Source organism: Candidatus Schekmanbacteria bacterium (assembly GCA_003695725.1).
In the GTDB taxonomy this organism is placed as follows: Bacteria; Schekmanbacteria; GWA2-38-11; order GWA2-38-11; family J061; genus J061.
In genome coordinates this window covers 1-16,194 of record RFHX01000082.1, presented here as the reverse complement: position 1 = coordinate 16,194, position 16,194 = coordinate 1, and the positions used below count along the sequence as shown (strand labels likewise).

The 16,194-nt window shown below is 36.4% G+C and carries 18 protein-coding genes and 1 tRNA gene; 7 read left to right on the top strand and 12 right to left on the bottom strand.

Annotation, left to right across the window (positions count from 1 at the left end; genetic code table 11):
- The 5 genes from D6734_03490 to D6734_03470 form a co-directional block, all read right to left on the bottom strand.
- The coding region (locus D6734_03490; GenBank protein RMF96641.1) for a hypothetical protein at nt 1-899 on the bottom strand (899 nt) is incomplete at its 3' end.
- A gap of 63 nt (nt 900-962) precedes the next feature.
- Nucleotides 963-1,505 carry a hypothetical protein gene (locus D6734_03485; GenBank protein ID RMF96640.1) on the bottom strand — a complete coding sequence of 181 codons (543 nt, stop codon included), beginning with the start codon at nt 1,503-1,505 and terminating at the stop codon, nt 963-965.
- Nucleotides 1,506-1,658: 153 nt separating this feature from the next.
- Nucleotides 1,659-2,231: a hypothetical protein gene (locus D6734_03480; protein RMF96639.1), complete on the bottom strand. Its 573-nt coding sequence runs from the start codon at nt 2,229-2,231 to the stop codon at nt 1,659-1,661.
- 176 nt (nt 2,232-2,407) lie between these two features.
- Nucleotides 2,408-4,006 (bottom strand): methylmalonyl-CoA mutase, encoded by a 1,599-nt coding sequence (locus tag D6734_03475; protein ID RMF96642.1) that lies wholly within the window; start codon nt 4,004-4,006, stop codon nt 2,408-2,410.
- A 17-nt stretch (nt 4,007-4,023) separates the two neighbouring features.
- A complete protein-coding gene (locus tag D6734_03470; protein ID RMF96638.1) occupies nt 4,024-4,365 on the bottom strand; it encodes a cupin domain-containing protein in 342 nt (113 codons plus the stop codon).
- Nucleotides 4,366-4,452: 87 nt separating this feature from the next.
- Here D6734_03470 and D6734_03465 point away from each other — a divergent pair, with 87 nt between their 5' ends.
- The 4 genes from D6734_03465 to D6734_03450 all read left to right on the top strand — a co-directional run bounded on the left by D6734_03465 (nt 4,453) and on the right by D6734_03450 (nt 9,117).
- Nucleotides 4,453-5,472: a hypothetical protein gene (locus tag D6734_03465; GenBank protein ID RMF96637.1), complete on the top strand. Its 1,020-nt coding sequence runs from the start codon at nt 4,453-4,455 to the stop codon at nt 5,470-5,472.
- Nucleotides 5,473-5,489: 17 nt separating this feature from the next.
- Nucleotides 5,490-5,957: a (2Fe-2S)-binding protein gene (locus tag D6734_03460; protein RMF96636.1), complete on the top strand. Its 468-nt coding sequence runs from the start codon at nt 5,490-5,492 to the stop codon at nt 5,955-5,957.
- A gap of 15 nt (nt 5,958-5,972) precedes the next feature.
- Nucleotides 5,973-8,261, top strand: a complete 2,289-nt coding sequence (locus D6734_03455) for a hypothetical protein (GenBank protein ID RMF96635.1) — start codon at nt 5,973-5,975, stop codon at nt 8,259-8,261.
- Nucleotides 8,262-8,382: 121 nt separating this feature from the next.
- Nucleotides 8,383-9,117 carry a diguanylate cyclase gene (locus tag D6734_03450; GenBank protein ID RMF96634.1) on the top strand — a complete coding sequence of 245 codons (735 nt, stop codon included), beginning with the start codon at nt 8,383-8,385 and terminating at the stop codon, nt 9,115-9,117.
- A 50-nt stretch (nt 9,118-9,167) separates the two neighbouring features.
- On the opposite strand, the gene D6734_03445 is transcribed toward D6734_03450, so the two are convergent.
- Nucleotides 9,168-9,347 carry a hypothetical protein gene (locus tag D6734_03445; protein RMF96633.1) on the bottom strand — a complete coding sequence of 60 codons (180 nt, stop codon included), beginning with the start codon at nt 9,345-9,347 and terminating at the stop codon, nt 9,168-9,170.
- Between the two features lie 18 nt (nt 9,348-9,365).
- Nucleotides 9,366-10,460, bottom strand: a complete 1,095-nt coding sequence (locus tag D6734_03440; protein RMF96632.1) for an NADH:flavin oxidoreductase — start codon at nt 10,458-10,460, stop codon at nt 9,366-9,368.
- A 96-nt stretch (nt 10,461-10,556) separates the two neighbouring features.
- Here D6734_03440 and D6734_03435 point away from each other — a divergent pair, with 96 nt between their 5' ends.
- Both D6734_03435 and D6734_03430 read left to right on the top strand, forming a co-directional pair.
- A complete protein-coding gene (locus D6734_03435; protein RMF96631.1) occupies nt 10,557-11,003 on the top strand; it encodes a ribonuclease HI in 447 nt (148 codons plus the stop codon).
- Nucleotides 11,004-11,006: 3 nt separating this feature from the next.
- Entirely contained in the window at nt 11,007-11,633 is a 627-nt protein-coding gene (locus tag D6734_03430; protein ID RMF96630.1) for an MBL fold metallo-hydrolase, read from the top strand.
- 31 nt (nt 11,634-11,664) lie between these two features.
- On the opposite strand, the gene D6734_03425 is transcribed toward D6734_03430, so the two are convergent.
- From D6734_03425 to D6734_03415, 3 genes are read right to left on the bottom strand one after another with little or no spacing between them, the layout of a single operon-like run.
- A complete protein-coding gene (locus tag D6734_03425; protein RMF96629.1) occupies nt 11,665-12,018 on the bottom strand; it encodes a hypothetical protein in 354 nt (117 codons plus the stop codon).
- A gap of 15 nt (nt 12,019-12,033) precedes the next feature.
- On the bottom strand, nt 12,034-13,116 hold the full coding sequence (gene ychF / locus D6734_03420) for a redox-regulated ATPase YchF (GenBank protein RMF96628.1): 1,083 nt from the start codon (nt 13,114-13,116) through the stop codon (nt 12,034-12,036).
- Nucleotides 13,116-13,703: a CoA pyrophosphatase gene (locus tag D6734_03415; GenBank protein RMF96627.1), complete on the bottom strand. Its 588-nt coding sequence runs from the start codon at nt 13,701-13,703 to the stop codon at nt 13,116-13,118. Before D6734_03415 ends, ychF begins: the two co-directional genes overlap by 1 nt.
- Nucleotides 13,704-13,928: 225 nt before the next feature.
- Here D6734_03415 and D6734_03410 point away from each other — a divergent pair.
- Nucleotides 13,929-14,001, top strand: a tRNA-Thr gene (locus D6734_03410).
- A 149-nt stretch (nt 14,002-14,150) separates the two neighbouring features.
- On the opposite strand, the gene hflC is transcribed toward D6734_03410, so the two are convergent.
- Together hflC and hflK are read right to left on the bottom strand one after the other, a co-directional pair.
- On the bottom strand, nt 14,151-15,098 hold the full coding sequence (gene hflC, locus D6734_03405) for a protease modulator HflC (GenBank protein RMF96626.1): 948 nt from the start codon (nt 15,096-15,098) through the stop codon (nt 14,151-14,153).
- Entirely contained in the window at nt 15,095-16,075 is a 981-nt protein-coding gene (hflK, locus tag D6734_03400; GenBank protein RMF96625.1) for an FtsH protease activity modulator HflK, read from the bottom strand. The genes hflC and hflK overlap by 4 nt, the downstream gene beginning before the upstream one ends.
- Nucleotides 16,076-16,194 lie beyond the last annotated feature (119 nt).

Here is a 16,194-nt window from a genome sequence, read left to right as displayed (position 1 = left end):
GTTACAAACCAACACTTTTTTTTATCTTCAAATGAATATTCGAAATCTTCAACTATTTTATCATCTTCTCGGGAAAAAATTCCAAACCTAATCGGCAATTTTTTCTTTACAAATAGAGCATTTATTTTTATCCAACTATCACTGTTGTAAAACACATTCCATATCTCATTGTCCAATATTAGCTGGTTATAATAAAGAAGAAAACCCGGTTGCGCAAATCTGAAAACATAAATATTTTCATCATTTTTGAAATTTGCTTTAATAAAATCAATTGCAGGTTTCATATTTTCAAACCTATAAAATTTGTATTTCTTCATCTGATTCGAAAAATATCGCGGTATTCTTCCCTTCCAATTTCGTGAAAATGTATCACTATAAATCACAGCATTTATGATAAAGGAAAAAGTTAATAACATACAAATCATTACCAAGAATTTTTTTGTTTTTCCCTTATAAAAATATGCCGCCCCTCCACCGGCAATAGAATAAATAGGAATACCTAAAAAGAGGCACTGTCTTGTTGGACCAAAGGGATAAAAACCTAAGTAGGCAAAAATGAATGTAATAAAAAAGGGGAAGCATAAGTATCCAAATGCTCTGAATTTTTTAGTCAAAAAAATATATGTAATACAAAAAAAAAAAAATAAAATTACAAGGAAAGATTGAAATTCACCAAGTCCAAGGAGAAAATAGCGAATAAGTTGAAAACTTCTCTCCAGAAAAAAAAGAGGTAACGACAATAAATTATTTTTATTCGGAAAATAAGGTGCAAGATAAAAGTTTGAAAAATACTTTCTTAAATGCAGTTGATATTTAATTATCCAGAAAAAACAGCTTATACAAATAGATAAAGTAATCAGTTGTGAGAGAATCCAGTGTTTAATTTCCTTTTCTTTCAAAATATAAAATTTTTCAATAACAAAAATTATGTTTAATGCTGCAACAAGAATAGATAAGCCATATTATGCAAAGAATCCTATCGAAGAGAGTATTGCAAAAAAATATTTCCATTTTCTCTCCTCTGGCTTTTGAATTGCCAACTCAAAAGAAAGCAAAATTAGAGATGCAAATAGAAGTGATAAAGAATAAGGTCTCACCTCATTTGAAAATCTAAACTGAGTAAAGGAAATTGAAAAAAAAAAGGAAGAGAAAAGAGCCGATATTTGGTCTTTAAACAAAATGTTTGTAAATTGATAGACAAAAAAAATCGTAAGAATATTCGATAGCGTCGGAACAATCCTTGCATAAAAATCTGAAATTCCAAAATTAGAAAAAAATTTGATCAAAAAAAGATGAAGTGGTGGATTGCTCGAATTTTTTTTTGCCGCCTCAACAATATTGCTCAAAGCCCCAAAACTAAGTCCATACTCTCTTGCTTCATCATAATGAAGACTATAATTTCCAAGCCACAACAGCCTAACAACAGCGCCAATTCCAACTATAATAACCAACCAAAAAAATATTCTTTTAGAATAATCCTCTTTAATATTTTTTTTATTGAACATTAAAAACTCTAAAATTTTTAACCTCAATACTTAGAAAATATCTCTTAAATTAACAAAATAAATTCTCTTCTTAAAGAGTTTTTAACGCTTTTATAATAAAAAAAGCACCCTTCAAAAAAAGGGTGCTCAATTTTTTTTACTGTTAATTTATTTTTAACTTGCTGCTGCTTGATCTTTTATCTTAATTTCGAAGATGCAATACTCTTTTCCTTGCGGAAGCTGAGGGTCTCCATTTTCTCTTGCACCTTGACAATCGAAACGGACGAATTCTATGCAGTCTTTTCCAATTATATCCCTCACACCATAGTCAATCTCTGTAAAAATTGCACAAAGCTTCTTTCTTGTCTCAACATCCTTAATTCCGATTGCATCAAAAGCATTATTAATCATACAGCCAACTCTTTTAGCACGAACATGTCCTGGTCCAAGCTGTTCAAGAGGAAGAAGTTTCGACCCTGAATTGTCCGCTCTCTGGCTTGACATAAACCACATCTGCCAATCACAATAGTTTTGAAAATCAGAATTTGTTGCAGGCGGTTTTGTCTCTTCAAGGAATGTCCTTGCTGACATCTGACCAACATTAAAATAGAACTCTCTCAAAACCTTTTCACCCTCTTCTCCAAATTTTTCTAAGATTCTGACGGTAAGCAATCCCATAAGCCCAAATCCTCTCATCTGGGCAGCTCTATGAAGTTCTTTCCAATCTGTTTTATCCTCTGCACTCATTGATAAATCCTCCTTTTAGTTTTTGTTAAAAATACAACTCCTTCACTTTCAAAAAACCGAGTAGCCACTCGACTATTTACAACATATAGAAAAAAAAGCAAGTTTTTTCTCAGCTTTTTTTTGAAGTCTACTTTTTTTGCATAAAAGGTCAAAGAAAAATATCAACCATTTTCAAATTAAAAGGAAGGGGATGGAGAATAAGTGCCAAATACATTTTTCAAAGACGAACAGATTTCTTCAACAGTTGCATAAGATTCTACGCATTCAATTATAGCAGGCATCAAGTTTATATTATTTACTTTCGCTGATTTAACCAAGTTATCCAGTGACTTTTTAACTTCAATATCGTTCCTCTCTCTTTTTACCTTTGCCAATTTTGCCCTTTGCTCTTTCTCAACTTCTTCAGAAATCTTAAATGCTTTTATTTTCTTATCTTTCTTTGAAACAAAACAATTAAGTCCAACAATTTTTTTAATTTTACTTTCGATATCTCTTTTTTCTTTCCACGCTTCCCGATTGATTATTTGCTGAAAGAAATTTTTTTCAAGCGCCCATATGGCGCCTCCTCTTTCTTCAATCTCCTTCAATAACTGAACAGAATCTTCTTCAATCTTATCAGTAAGCTCTTCAAGGTACGACGACCCTCCAAAGCTGTCTATTATGCCACATAAGCCGGATTCATATGCCAAAATCTGTTGTATCCTTAGAGAAACCCTCGCACTCTCTTCTGAAGGAATTCCCAAAGCTTCATCATAAGAGGAAATATGAAGGGATTGCACACCACCTAATACAGCAGAAAGCGCTTCTATCGTACCTCTTACAATATTATTCATTGGCTCATTTAAGGTAAATGTAGAACCCATAGTGGCTGCAAATACACGAAATTTCATAGAAGATTCATTTTTCGCATTGAATCTTTCTTTCACTAATTTGGACCATATTCGTCGAGCGGCTCTGAATTTTGCAGTTTCTTCAAAAATATTCATCCCTGCTGACATAATCCAAGAAATTTTAGGTGCAAAGGAATCAATTGAGATACTCCTCTGCAGTACATCATCGATATAAGCAATAGCTGCAGAAAACATAAATGCTATTTCTTGAATTGCATTACAACCTGCTTCCCGATAGTGATATCCTGAAATTGAAATAGGATTCCATTGAGGCAGATTTAATGAACAAAATTCTATTATATCAGATGCAAGGCGCATTGCCCCCATAGGGCTATAGATATAAGTGCCCCTTGAAACATATTCCTTTATAATATCATTCTGAAGAGTGCCTCTCAATTTATGTAAGGGTATGCCTCTTTTTTTGGCAACAGCTATGTACATTGCAAGCATTACTGCCGCCTGCGCATTCGCAGTCATTGAAACCGAGATTTTATCAATCTCAATTCCATCAAAAATCTCCTCCATATCAGATAGTGTATCCACAGCAACTCCAATTTTTCCAACTTCACCTTCAGCCCTTGGAGAATCTGAATCAAGTCCCATCTGAGTTGGAAGGTCAAAGGCAACGCTTAATCCTTTTTGTCCTTGTTTAATGAGCATCTTGAAACGCTCATTCGTATCAGAGGCCGTCCCAAAACCAGCATACTGCCTCATAGTCCATATCTTTCCACGATACATAGTTTTCTGGATTCCCCTTGTAAATGGATATTCCCCGGGCAATCCTTCTTTTTCAAGATATGATTTTCCTGATTTGTCTTTGATAGGATAATACCTTCTTATTTCTATATTGGAGGGCGTAAAAAAATTTTTTTTTCTTTCACTCATCTGAAGTTTCTTAAATTTTAGGACTTTGTGCAATAACGCTCTTTCTCAAAAAAAATATCTACTGCTTTAAATCCTTTGCTCAATCTTACTGAGTGCTCAATTCCATCAGGTATGAAATAACTTTCTCCTTTCTTGAACTTTCGTCTATTTCCCTGCATTTCAACTTCCATTTCTCCCTGAAGCACAACTCCCCATTGTGCAGAATGCCTATGTGCAGGGATAAACGCCTCTTCCTTGACATCGAAAAATATCACTTGATGTTCAATACCTTGAAGAAGTTTAGCACCAATCCCTCTATAAGGAATATCTGCATCAGGCAATGAGTCAAACATTTTTGGATAGATTTCTTCTTTGCTCAATGTAATACTCCCTTCCTAAATTGTTTTTTTGATAGATTACCCTTTTCTTATACTTGACAGAGAACTAAATTTTATTCTAACAGATAATTGATTTTTTCAATATTATTTTGGAGATTAATTTTGCGTCTTCCAAAAACAGAATACATAAAAGCTCTTTCAATAAACGAAGTCATAGCAAATCTTGCCGAAGCCGATAGCAAAGCAAAAATATTGGCAGGCGGTACAGATTTACTCGTAAATATGAAGCACCGGCTTGAAATGCCGGAAATCTTAATAGGTATAAAATCTATCCCTGAATTATCCTCTCTTTCAAAAGAGAACGGAATGCTCAAAATTGGCTCTGCATTCACGCTGAGTAATCTTTTGAAGAAAGAAGAAATTAAAAATGACTATCCAATTCTTTATGATTCGATAAAATCACTTGCTTCAATGCATATAAGAAACACTGCAACAATTGGCGGAAATATCTGTTTGAATACAAGGTGTTGGTATTACAACCAACCAAAACTCTGGAGAGACGGCAGAGAACTTTGCCACAAAACAGGAGGCACGGTTTGCCATGCAATAAAAAAATCTGGTCGCTGTTATGCAATAAACAGCTCTGATACGGCACCTGTAATGATTGCGCTCGATGCAGAATTTACATTAACCTCGAAGGAAGGAGAAAGAAAAGTCAAAGCAACAGATTTCTTCAAAGACAACGGGAAATCACATATCGATATTGCAAATGATGAACTGCTTACTTCAATAACAATTCCTTCTCAAAGGGAGGAAAAGACACTGACATACTTTCACAAGATTAGCAGCCGCAGAGGAATAGATTTCGGCTATGGCAATGTGGCAATCAGTCTGAAAGGGGAAAAAAATAAAGGATACAGTGAAGCAAAAATAGTCATAGGGGCAATGACATCAGCCCCTGTTTTGCTCAAAAAAGCAGCTTCTATAATTGCTGAATCAGGTATTACAAAAAAAAGTATAGAAGAAGCATCCAACATTGCTGCAACTGAGCTTGGGACATTAACAAATCTTTTTACTTCAGCAGGCTACAAGCGAAAACTTGCGTCTGCACTTGTTAAAAAAGCATTAGAGGCACTCTCTGAAAAATAAATAAAGAGGGAAGAGTTTTGAAAAGGATAATTACTCTCAATGTAAATGGTGATGACTATGAAGTAGCAGTCAAACCAAATGACACATTGCTTGATGTCATAAGATACGAGTTAAAACTTACAGGCACAAAAAAAGGATGTGACATAGGCACTTGCGGAGTATGTACTGTAATAATGGATGGAGAAGCAGTCCTCTCCTGTCTTATATTAGCTTTGGATGCACAAGGACATAAAATTACAACTATTGAAGGAATAAGCACAGAAGAAGAGCTTCATCCCGTTCAGAAAGCTTTTATAGAAAAAGGGGCTATACAATGTGGTTTTTGTACGCCGGGTATTGTTATGACAGCTAAAGCACTTCTCGACAACAACCCGACTCCCAGTGATGAAGAAATCAGAGAAGCCCTTGCAGGTACATTCTGTAGATGCACAGGACATATAAAAATCATTGAAGCAATCAAGAGCCTTATTCCAGAGCAAAGATGAGGTAACTTTTTCAAGATGGCAGTTAAAAAAGATAAATACAATGTAGTAGGAAAAAGCCACCCTCGTTTAGATGGCGTATATAAAGCTTCAGGGCGTTCACAATTCGCAGACGATGTTATTTTACCCGGAATGCTCTATGGAAAAATTGTAAGAAGTCCATATGCCAGCGCTAAAATCCTCAATATCGACACTTCAAAGGCAAAAAAACTTCCGGGTGTTAAAGCAGTGATTACAAACGAAGACATAAATGGATTTATGTTTGGTCCAGATGAGCAGCTCTTGTGTGATAAAAAAGTCTATTGCTTTGGCGATGAAATTGCCGCTGTAGCTGCAATTGACGAAGATACAGCTCTTGAAGCTGCAGAATCAATAAAGATTGATTTTGAGCCACTCAAACCAATTCTATCAATTGAAGAAGCTATGGCACAAGGCGCGCCCGTACTTCATGAATATCTTGAAGACAATATTGCAGATGAAATTGATATCAATTTTGGAAATATAGAAAAAGCATTTGAAGAATCTGACCATATTCGGGAAGACGAATTCATTGTAAGGCCTAATCACAGTTGTTTTTCAGAGCATCATATTGCAGTAGCTGATTTTTCCCTTCCCAACAAGCTTACTATATGGACGCCTATTCAGTCTTCTGCAATTATTCAAAACAATATGGCATTCAATTTAGGGCTCTCAACAAGCAATGTGAGAATAATGAATCTTAATACAGGCGGTGCATTTTGCGGACGAGGCGCTGACAAGGGTTTCCATTACATTACTGCCTTCCTTTCAAGAAAAACGGCAAAACCTGTAAAATTGATGTGCAGCGCTGATGAGGAATTTCTTGTCTTTCGCGGCGGAGGTACATTCAAAATTAAACTCAAAACAGGGGTAAAAAAGGACGGCACTCTGAAAGCAGTTGAAGCAAAGGTATTAGCCGACTGCGGTGCTTATATGGAGACCCAATTCATTGTATTGAGATTTATGGCTACCTCCCTGCAAATGCTCTATAAGCTCGAAGGAGCAAGATTCAATGGAAAGTTGGTTTATACGAACAACCCGCCCTATTTCTTCCATCACGGCACAGGAATGGTTACACTGCGTTTTGCTTTCGGCTCGCAGCTCGACAGGATAGCAGAGGACATCGGTATAGATCCGGCAGAAATTCGACTAAAAAATGCTGTGGACAAGGGCTATACAACATTGAGCAAAATTCATTATGCAAGCTGTGGTCTCAAAGACTGCATCAAAAAAGTCGTAAAAAAATCAGGGTGGAAAAGAAAAAGAGGGAAACTTCCACCATACAGGGGAATTGGTATTGGTTGTGGAATAATTCGTTCTGGCGGCAAGGGAATGTTTACCCATGATACATCAGCAATATTTATCAAAGTGTCCGAAGACGGGAAGGTTTTTCTTTTTACAGGACTCCCTGATATGGGACAGGGGTCACACACAGCAATGGCAATGATTGCAGCTGAAGTGCTTGGTATATCTGCAAACAATATAACTGTAATTTCAGGCGATACCGATATCGCACCTCTCGATGTGGGTGCAATGTCTCAAAGAGGGACATTCACAACAGGAAACGCCGTTATAAATGCGGCAAAGGATGTCAAAAAACAGTTGATAAAGTCTGCTTCAAAAATACTTAATGTTCCTACTTCATCTATTGTTTTTAGAGATAATAAGGTTTTTCCAAAAGACAATCCTGAACAAACAATAAGCTTCGAGGATTTAGTCTTCCAAACGCTCTACTCAGATGAAGGAAGATTCATAATGGGAAGAGGGTTTTACAATCCACCATGCCAAGCAGCTGATATGTCAACTCTTCAGGGCAACTCCTCTCTTGCTTATTCCTTTGGCGCACAGGTTGCAGAGGTCGAAGTCGACCCGGAAACAGGTAAAGTAAAAGTATTGAAAATGACTGTCGCTCACGATGTAGGTTTTGCAATCAATCCATTAGGCGTCGAAGGACAGCTCGATGGACAGGTATTCAGCGGAATGGGACAGGCTTTGTATGAAGAATGTTTAATGGAAGATGGCCAAGTCCTCAATCCTTCCTTTCTCGATTATAAGACTCCCCGTGCATTCGATATGCCTGAAGTTGAACGAATAATCGTGGAAAGCAATGACCCTTATGGCCCTTTTGGCGCTAAAGAAGTAGGTCAGGGCCCTATTCAATGTACAACACAGGCAATAGCAAATGCAGTCAGCAATGCTATTGGCTGGCCTATTTCCGAATTACCGATTACTCCTGAAAAGGTTTTAAAAGCTATTCAAGAAAAAAAACAAGCCGAAAGAAAAAACTGATTTTTCTAACTCCAACTTTGCCGATATTACTAAATATTGCTCTTTCTTAATAGTTTGTTGAATTTCTGTATAAGGGAATTTATAATAGAGTGTATCACAAAGTTTCTATTAAACATTCCTTATGAAAAAAGAAAAAAATATAGATTATTTAGAAAGTCGGGATAAACAACTTTGGTTCTTGACACTTCTTCTTTTTCTTCTCATAGCGGCATTTCTTTTTCTTCTTACTCTGCAATATACATCTCTTTTTGGAGAGCCTATAGAAAACAAATACTTTTATGCCTTTACGCTATTAATACTTCTTTTCATTGTTTATCTAATAAATAATCAGACACATATCAAAAAATTGAGAAAGCAAATAGAAGAAGAAAAAAAGAAAACTGATGCATTGAAAGAACAATCGATAAGAGAAAACCTTCTTTCTCTTGGAACAAAAAACCATTTTGAAGACTGCCTCGCTATGGAATTTCGCAGGTCACAGATTTCATCTGCACCTTTTTCAGTACTTGTTGTGGCAGTCAAAAACCTTGCTGAAATAGATAAAAAATATGGTTTTGGTAAAGGCAATGAATTAATCTGTGATGTTACAAGGTCATTAAGAAATTTTTTATCGGAGGGCAATTCTCTCTTTAGATATTCCAATCAGATTTACACAAGCATTCTTCCTGAAACAGACAAAGATAAAATGACAACATTAACAAAAAAAATAAATGATACACTCTCTAAAATCAGGACGGAAGATGGTGAATTACTGGAAATCTCGATAAATTCGGCTTCCTTCCCTGCAGATGCAGAAAGTCTTCATGATTTAAGAAAGAAACTTTTTGAACCTTTCTGCAATGAAGCAGTAGAGTAGTTATCGCATATGCCCCTATTTGTCTCAAATTTTACGGAAAAAAAGAAAAATTAAATTTCATCTTCACCAATGAATCCGGTGCCATCACATTTATCACATATTTCCCTTTCCATAGGCACGCTTTCTCTGTCAGTTTCTGACCATGATTCAGAAGATACTTCAGATACCTTCTCAAGGTAGCCTCTGCCATCACAATTTGGGCATTTTATCTTTTTTCTTTCTTTTTCCATAAATATTTCCTTACGAAGTCAATTATTCTCAATTACCCTGCATCTCACTTCGCCTTCTTCTGGATGAAAACACCGATTACAGGATATGCAGTCCGCTTTCTCTTTCCCATTGTAAATCTTCAACGGCAAATCCGGTTCTCTGATCAAAGGGCGGCTCATAGAAATCAAATCAGCTATCCCATCATCAATTGTTTTTTCCATTATTTTTCTTGAACGCACTCCCCCTACAAGAAAAACTTTTGCAGATGAATTTTTTTTAATCTTTTTCGCAAAGTCTGAAAAATATGCTTCCATCTCTTCTTTAATAATACCCGGTCTTGCCGCACCTAACTGTGTTTTTGTTTCTGCAATTGCACAGCTTGGTTCAATCGCAGCTATACCCTCCTCTCCAATTTCAATGGCATTTTCTATTCCTTCCTCAGGCGTAAGGCCTCCCTCTACAAAATCTGCAATATTGATTTTTATAAACAGAGGAAATCCAGCCGATACCTTTTCCTTAATCTTTTCTATGATTTCTTTTACGATCCTGAGTCTTCCTTTTCTATCTCCACCCCATTCATCATTCCTTCTATTCGTATAAGGAGATAAAAACTGACTCAACAAATATCCATGAGCCGAATGGATTTGCACAGCGTCAACTCCTGCTTCTTCTGCCCTTACAGCGGCATCAGCGAATTTCCTTATAACATCTTTTATTTCCTCCTTTGTCATTTCCCTCGGTTTTACCCGCATACCACGAGGCCTGATTGCCGAAGGTGCTATGGGGGATGTAATTGAAGGATCAGATTGTCTTCCTCCATGATTAATTTGGACTGCAATGTTGATATTTGAATCAACTGCCTTTATTTTTTCTTTAATACGGATAAAACTTTCAATCATTCTGTCATCATGAATACCTTTCTGGCGGATATGGCATCTGCCCTGCATATCAATAAAAGAGTGCCCCAGAATAATCAAACCGCTTCCGCCAGCCGCCAGTTTCTCAAATATAGACATCTTATCTTGAGACACACTTCCATCTTCAGACGCAATGTATTCTTCTGTTGCTGAACGAACGAATCTGTTTTTTACTTCAAGATTTGCAATATTACACTTTGAAAAAAGTTGAGACATATCTTAAAACTCCTATTCATTATTTTCAAAAAAGTATTAAAAGAAACTTTCCAAAGCAATTTAAAATATACTAAAAAATAAAATGGATAATCAATTATGAAAAAATATAGAATTTATTGCGATGGAGCATGCAGTGGAAATCCGGGCATTGGCGGATACGGAATTATAATTGAAGATGGGGAAAAAATTAAAAAAATTTCTGGCGGCAAAATGGAAACTACAAACAACCGAATGGAACTAACAGCGGCTATAAAAGCAATTAAGGAAATCCCCGCACCTTCAGAATTAGAAATATTTACCGATTCCCAATATCTTGTGTTGGGGATAACAAAATGGATTAATGGATGGTTAAAGAACGGCTGGAAAAATGCCCAGAAAAAGGAGGTAAAAAATAAGGACTTGTGGAAAGAATTGCTTGAAATCTCAAAACCTCATCGTATCAAATGGCACTGGCTTAAAGGGCATAGCGGACATAAAGAAAATGAAGAATGTGACCGAATGGCAAGAAATTTTATAAAAAAACTGCAATGTCAAAGGAGATAAGGAATGTTTTTCAAACAGATACATACAGGGACAATGGGAAATTTTACATACATTTTCGGATGTAAAGACACAAGAATGAGCGCAGTAGTGGACCCTCCTTCCGACATTACTAAAGTGATAAATATTTTAAAAGACAACAATTTTAAACTTGAATATATCTATGCAACGCACACTCATTTTGACCATATAGGAGGAATTAGAGAATTAAAAGCTCAAACAAATGCAAAAACTGTTGTCCATCGGCTTGAAAGCAATGTATTGAAAAATAAGAACATACCTGTTGATATTGAAGTTGAAGAAGGTGACCATATGCGCCTTGGCACTGTAATCGTAAGAATCATCCACACACCGGGACATACTCCCGGCGGTATATGTCTTCTTATAAATAACGAAAAACTTATAACTGGTGATACTCTTTTCGTAGGCGATTGTGGAAGAACAGACCTTTCTGGGGGCAATTCGAAGCAGCTTTATGAAAGTCTTGAAAAAAAGATTAAAACACTGCCTGACAATATTGAAGTTTATCCCGGTCACGATTATGGAGGTGAATCTTCAACAATCGAAAAGGAAAAAAAGAGTAATCCTGCTCTAAATTGCAAAACTCTGGCAGAATTTGAGGCATTGCCATAAGCAGTAAGACATCTTATCTTTATTACTCTGATTATGGATTAAGCAATTCCCTGAGAAAAATTTTCTCTTCCCTAATCAAGCAAACTATAGCAATATATCCTCCGCAGGGAGGAGAATAACCTTTGAAGTCAGGGTCTGTAAAATCACATCCGCTTATATAAAAATTACATTGACGGCATATTCTTTCCAGCATTTCACCATTTTGATAAATAATTTTTGGACATAATACATCACCTTTAAAATAGTTGTGAAAGCGCTTTTGAGGCAATTTACTTAAAATTTCTTTTAAAATTTCAGCCCCTTTGCAGAGCATCTCCTCTTTTCCTTCCTTGTAAAAGGAACAAAAGGGTTTGCATATTTTTTCAATTATTTCATCATCCTTCATCTATTCTGAATCCTTTTATACATTGAATTTAAAATGAATGATGTCGCCGTCTTTCACAACATATTCTTTGCCCTCAAGCTTCATCAATCCTTTTTCCCTAACAAGATGTTCACTGCCCAATTTGATGAGGTCTTCATAGGGATAAATTTCTGCCTTAATAAAACCTCTTTGAAAATCGGTATGGATCTTCCCTGCCGCATCATAGGCAGTAGCGCCTCTTTTTATAGTCCATGCCCGCACTTCTTTGCTTCTTGTTGTAAAAAAAGTTATCAAATCAAGCAGAGAATAACCGCTTTTTATAATTTTCTCCAAGGCAGATTCATTTATTCCCATTTCCTTTAAAAACTCCTTTCTTTCATCTTCCTCAAGCTCTAACGCTTCTTCTTCCAATTTGCCACAGATTGTTATTGCCTGGGATTTCTCTTTTAACTGGATTTCCGAAATAAGATTTTCGAGATTTTTATTTCTTTCTGTATCTGTTTCATCAATATTGATCACATATAGCACCGGTTTTCTCGTCAAAAGGAAAAGGTCGGGAATTTTAGATACTTCAGGAATATTTCGTGCAGACACTCCTCTTTCAATTTCCATCTTTATTTTTTCAAGGTCTTCCACAAGTTGTCGCAATCTCTTATCCCCTGATTTTGCCGATGTTTTAGCTTTATCAAGGCGTTTTTCAACTGTTTGAAGGTCTGCAAGCAAGAGCTCTGTATTTACTATTTCTGCATCTTTCAGTGGATTTATCTCGTTATAGGAATGAGTGATATTCTCATCATTAAATGCTCTAAGAATATGCATAACTGCATCAACATTCCTAATATGAGAAAGAAACTGATTGCCAAGCCCCTCTCCTTTGCTTGCACCTTTTACAAGTCCTGCAATATCTGTAAATTGTAAAGTGGCAGGCACTACCTTGTCAGGTTTTACAATTTCTGCAATTTTATCAAGCCGCTCATCTGGCACCTTTGCAATGCCTGTATTTGGTTCAATCGTGCAAAAAGGATAGCTTGCCGTCTGCGCACCTGCCTTTGTCAAGGCGTTGAAGATAGTAGATTTACCCGCATTAGGAAGCCCAACAATTCCGCAATTAAAACCCATTATTCTCTTTCAATCCGCGAAGAATGTTCTTTAAGAATATCTATGAAGTTCTTTAATATGCCTGCCGTTGCACCCCAAATAATATCTCCGTTATAATTAAAAAAATAGGTTTTGAGCATATCGCCTCTGTATTCTCTCAATGTTTCAGACCACATCGCATCTTGCATAAGCAAAGGAAGAGGAACCTCTATTATCCGTTCGATTTCTTCCTCATTTATTTTCATTTTCAAAGGAAGGGAAAGGACTCCAACAAAAGGAGTAATCTTGAAACCCGTTACAGTGGGCATATCATCGAGAGACCCAAGTATTTTGATTTTTTCTGCTTCGACTCCAATCTCTTCTGAAGTTTCTCTTAATGCAGTTTCTATCAAATCTTTATCTTCATCACTTTTCATTCCCCCGGGAAAAGATATTTCTCCTTTATGATGCTCAACTTTATCAGTTCTTTTTGTAAACAGTATATTAGGCGTCTCTTTTTTAATAAATACAGGCAATAGGACAGCCGCTTGAATCAAAGAAGAGTCTTCAAATGAAACTCTCTTTCTTTCTTTGAGAATTGAGCTAATGAATTCGAAGTCAATCTTCATAAGCTATTAGATAGCAGAAGATATCAAATTTTTCCATATATAGTTATCTTAAAAATTCTTAGAGCAAAAAGAAAAGAGAAACAAAGTAGATGAATACTTTTTCTCAATGGATGATTTTCAAGATTTTAGGACATTTGAATTTTGGCTGAATGAAGTATAATCTCATAAAAACCAACTTATATAATTGACAGCAAAGCCAAGCAGTGCTAATAATTCTCATTCATTGCCGGCGTAGCTCAGCTGGTAGAGCAGCTGATTCGTAATCAGCAGGTCAGCGGTTCAAGTCCGCTCGCCGGCTCTTCTCATTTGTCAACTCTAACTTCTCATCATTCATCCTAGCCCGGATGCTCTACACAAATAAGCATCAAGAAGCAGGATTCTCTCTTCAAGGCGGACTATGACCTTCGTGAGAGAAATTGAATTTATTTATCAAATATAGTTGATATTCTACTTTTTCCTTTTCAGATATCTGAAAAAGTCACTTTCCGTTGATAGAAGCAGAAAATCCTTGTCAGAAAGAGTAGTCTTATAGGTTTCCATTGTCTTGATAAATCTGTAAAATTCTCGAGAATCTGCACTTTGATTGTAAACTTTTGCATATATTGCGGCGGCTTCTGCATCTGCTTTCCCTTTTATTTCCTGCGCCTTGCGATATGCTTCAGATTGAATCCTTTTAAGCTCTCGTTCCTTATCTCCTAAAATTTTGCTTGCTTCCCCCTGACCTTCTGAACGAAATTTTTCTGCAATTCTTTTTCTTTCTGAAATCATTCTCTCAAATATCTTTTTTCTTACTTCTTCAACATAATTAATCCTTTTGAATCTCACATCAAGAAGTTCAATGCCTAATTCTGCCAAACGGGGAGCGGCATCTGCAATAATCGACCGAGTTAACTTTTCCTGTCCATATTCAATTTTTTGGAAAGCCTCAGCTTCTTCACCTTCTGTAAGGTCTTCCTGCACTGCTGGCACCCTATTAGATGAGCGGATAACCTCAACAAGATCACTATTGGCTATAGCATTCCTGATTCCTCCGTCAATAATGTCATCTAAGCGAGACTGAGCGCCTCTTTCATCTCGCACTCTCTGGAAAAAAAGCAAAGGATCTGCTATTCTCCATCGGGCGTAGCTGTCAACCCAAATAAACCGCTTATCTTTTGTCGGTACTTGATTGGGGGATCCATCCCATTCTAAAAACCTTTTATCAAAATAGTTTGTTTTTTGAATCCAAGGTATCTTGAAATGTAGTCCCGGCTCGGTAATAGGACTTCCAACAGGTTTGCCAAATTGGGTAATGATAACCTGTTCTGCCTCATTCACAATGAAAGCAGAAGAAAAAAGCAGAAAAATTAATCCAAAGATAATAATTAATAAGGGCAGCAATCTGGTAATCTTCATTTTTTTACCTCCTTGCTAAAATCAAATAAAGGAAGTATTCCTGAAGCTTTTTCATCAGTAATCAGCTTGCGTCCTACTTTATTCATAATCTCATTCATTGTTTCAAGGTATATTCTTTCTCTCGTCACATCCTTCGCTTTCAAGTATTCCTTATAAACAGCGTTGAATCGTGAAGCGTCCCCCTTCGCCTGATTAATTCTTTCAAGAGCATATCCTTTTGCTTCCTCAATCAGCTTTGCAGCCTGTCCCCTTGCCTTAGGAATCACACGGTTATATTCAGCTCTTGCCTGATTGATCAGCTTTTCTTTTTCCTGCTGTGCCTCATTTACCTCATTAAATGCCGGTTTTACTTCATCTGGGGGTGTGACATCCTGAAGAACTATTTGATCAACTTTGATTCCCAACTCATATTGATTGCACAATTCTTGAAGCTTTTGTGCAGCTGCATCTGCAATTTCCTGCCTGCCAATTGTGAGCACTTCACTTACTGACCTGTCACCTATTATTTCACGCATTACTGCTTCATTCATATCTCTGAAGGTAAGCCGCGCATTTCTCACCTTAAATAGAAACTTCTCCGGTTCATTTATTCGATATTGGACAATCCATTCCACAACAGCAGCATTTAGGTCTCCTGTTAACATCAGGGATTCATCTTTATAATTAGCACTTGAATAATTCGTGCGGACACCTGCTTCCAATGTTCGAAATCCAAATTCTTCTTTAAGTTGTCTTTGAACTGGAACTTTATAGACTGTTTCAATGCCAAGAGGAATCTTGAAACGAAGTCCCGGCTCAACTGTTCGGTTGTATTTACCAAGACGAAGTATGACACCAACTTCTTCAGGCTCAATCGTAAAAAATGAAGAAGAGATAAAAAATATGAGAAAGACTCCTAAAACTATCCATGCGATTGTACTACCTCTGAAATCAGGAAATTTTATATTTTTAAGATCAACAGAAGAATTGTCATCCATAAACAGCCCCTCCCATTTTGTATGCAGATAGCAAGAAAAATATCGAACTTTACCTTATCTGTTTTTTTTAAAAGATACAACCTATTTAGAACAATTTTTTTTCGTTAATCAATCTATTT

What these genes read in the sequence shown, in the direction of transcription:
- D6734_03445 (RMF96633.1), bottom strand. Translation starts at nt 9,347, where the DNA reads ATGGAAAAAGAAAGAAAAAAGATAAAATGCCCAAATTGTGATGGCAGA.
- hflC (RMF96626.1), bottom strand. Translation starts at nt 15,098, where the DNA reads ATGAAGATTACCAGATTGCTGCCCTTATTAATTATTATCTTTGGATTA.
- D6734_03455 (RMF96635.1), top strand. Translation starts at nt 5,973, where the DNA reads ATGGCAGTTAAAAAAGATAAATACAATGTAGTAGGAAAAAGCCACCCT.
- D6734_03425 (RMF96629.1), bottom strand. Translation starts at nt 12,018, where the DNA reads ATGAAGGATGATGAAATAATTGAAAAAATATGCAAACCCTTTTGTTCC.
- D6734_03450 (RMF96634.1), top strand. Translation starts at nt 8,383, where the DNA reads ATGAAAAAAGAAAAAAATATAGATTATTTAGAAAGTCGGGATAAACAA.
- hflK (RMF96625.1), bottom strand. Translation starts at nt 16,075, where the DNA reads ATGGATGACAATTCTTCTGTTGATCTTAAAAATATAAAATTTCCTGAT.
- D6734_03435 (RMF96631.1), top strand. Translation starts at nt 10,557, where the DNA reads ATGAAAAAATATAGAATTTATTGCGATGGAGCATGCAGTGGAAATCCG.
- D6734_03415 (RMF96627.1), bottom strand. Translation starts at nt 13,703, where the DNA reads ATGAAGATTGACTTCGAATTCATTAGCTCAATTCTCAAAGAAAGAAAG.
- D6734_03440 (RMF96632.1), bottom strand. Translation starts at nt 10,460, where the DNA reads ATGTCTCAACTTTTTTCAAAGTGTAATATTGCAAATCTTGAAGTAAAA.
- D6734_03485 (RMF96640.1), bottom strand. Translation starts at nt 1,505, where the DNA reads ATGTTCAATAAAAAAAATATTAAAGAGGATTATTCTAAAAGAATATTT.
- ychF (RMF96628.1), bottom strand. Translation starts at nt 13,116, where the DNA reads ATGGGTTTTAATTGCGGAATTGTTGGGCTTCCTAATGCGGGTAAATCT.
- D6734_03475 (RMF96642.1), bottom strand. Translation starts at nt 4,006, where the DNA reads ATGAGTGAAAGAAAAAAAAATTTTTTTACGCCCTCCAATATAGAAATA.
- D6734_03430 (RMF96630.1), top strand. Translation starts at nt 11,007, where the DNA reads ATGTTTTTCAAACAGATACATACAGGGACAATGGGAAATTTTACATAC.
- D6734_03480 (RMF96639.1), bottom strand. Translation starts at nt 2,231, where the DNA reads ATGAGTGCAGAGGATAAAACAGATTGGAAAGAACTTCATAGAGCTGCC.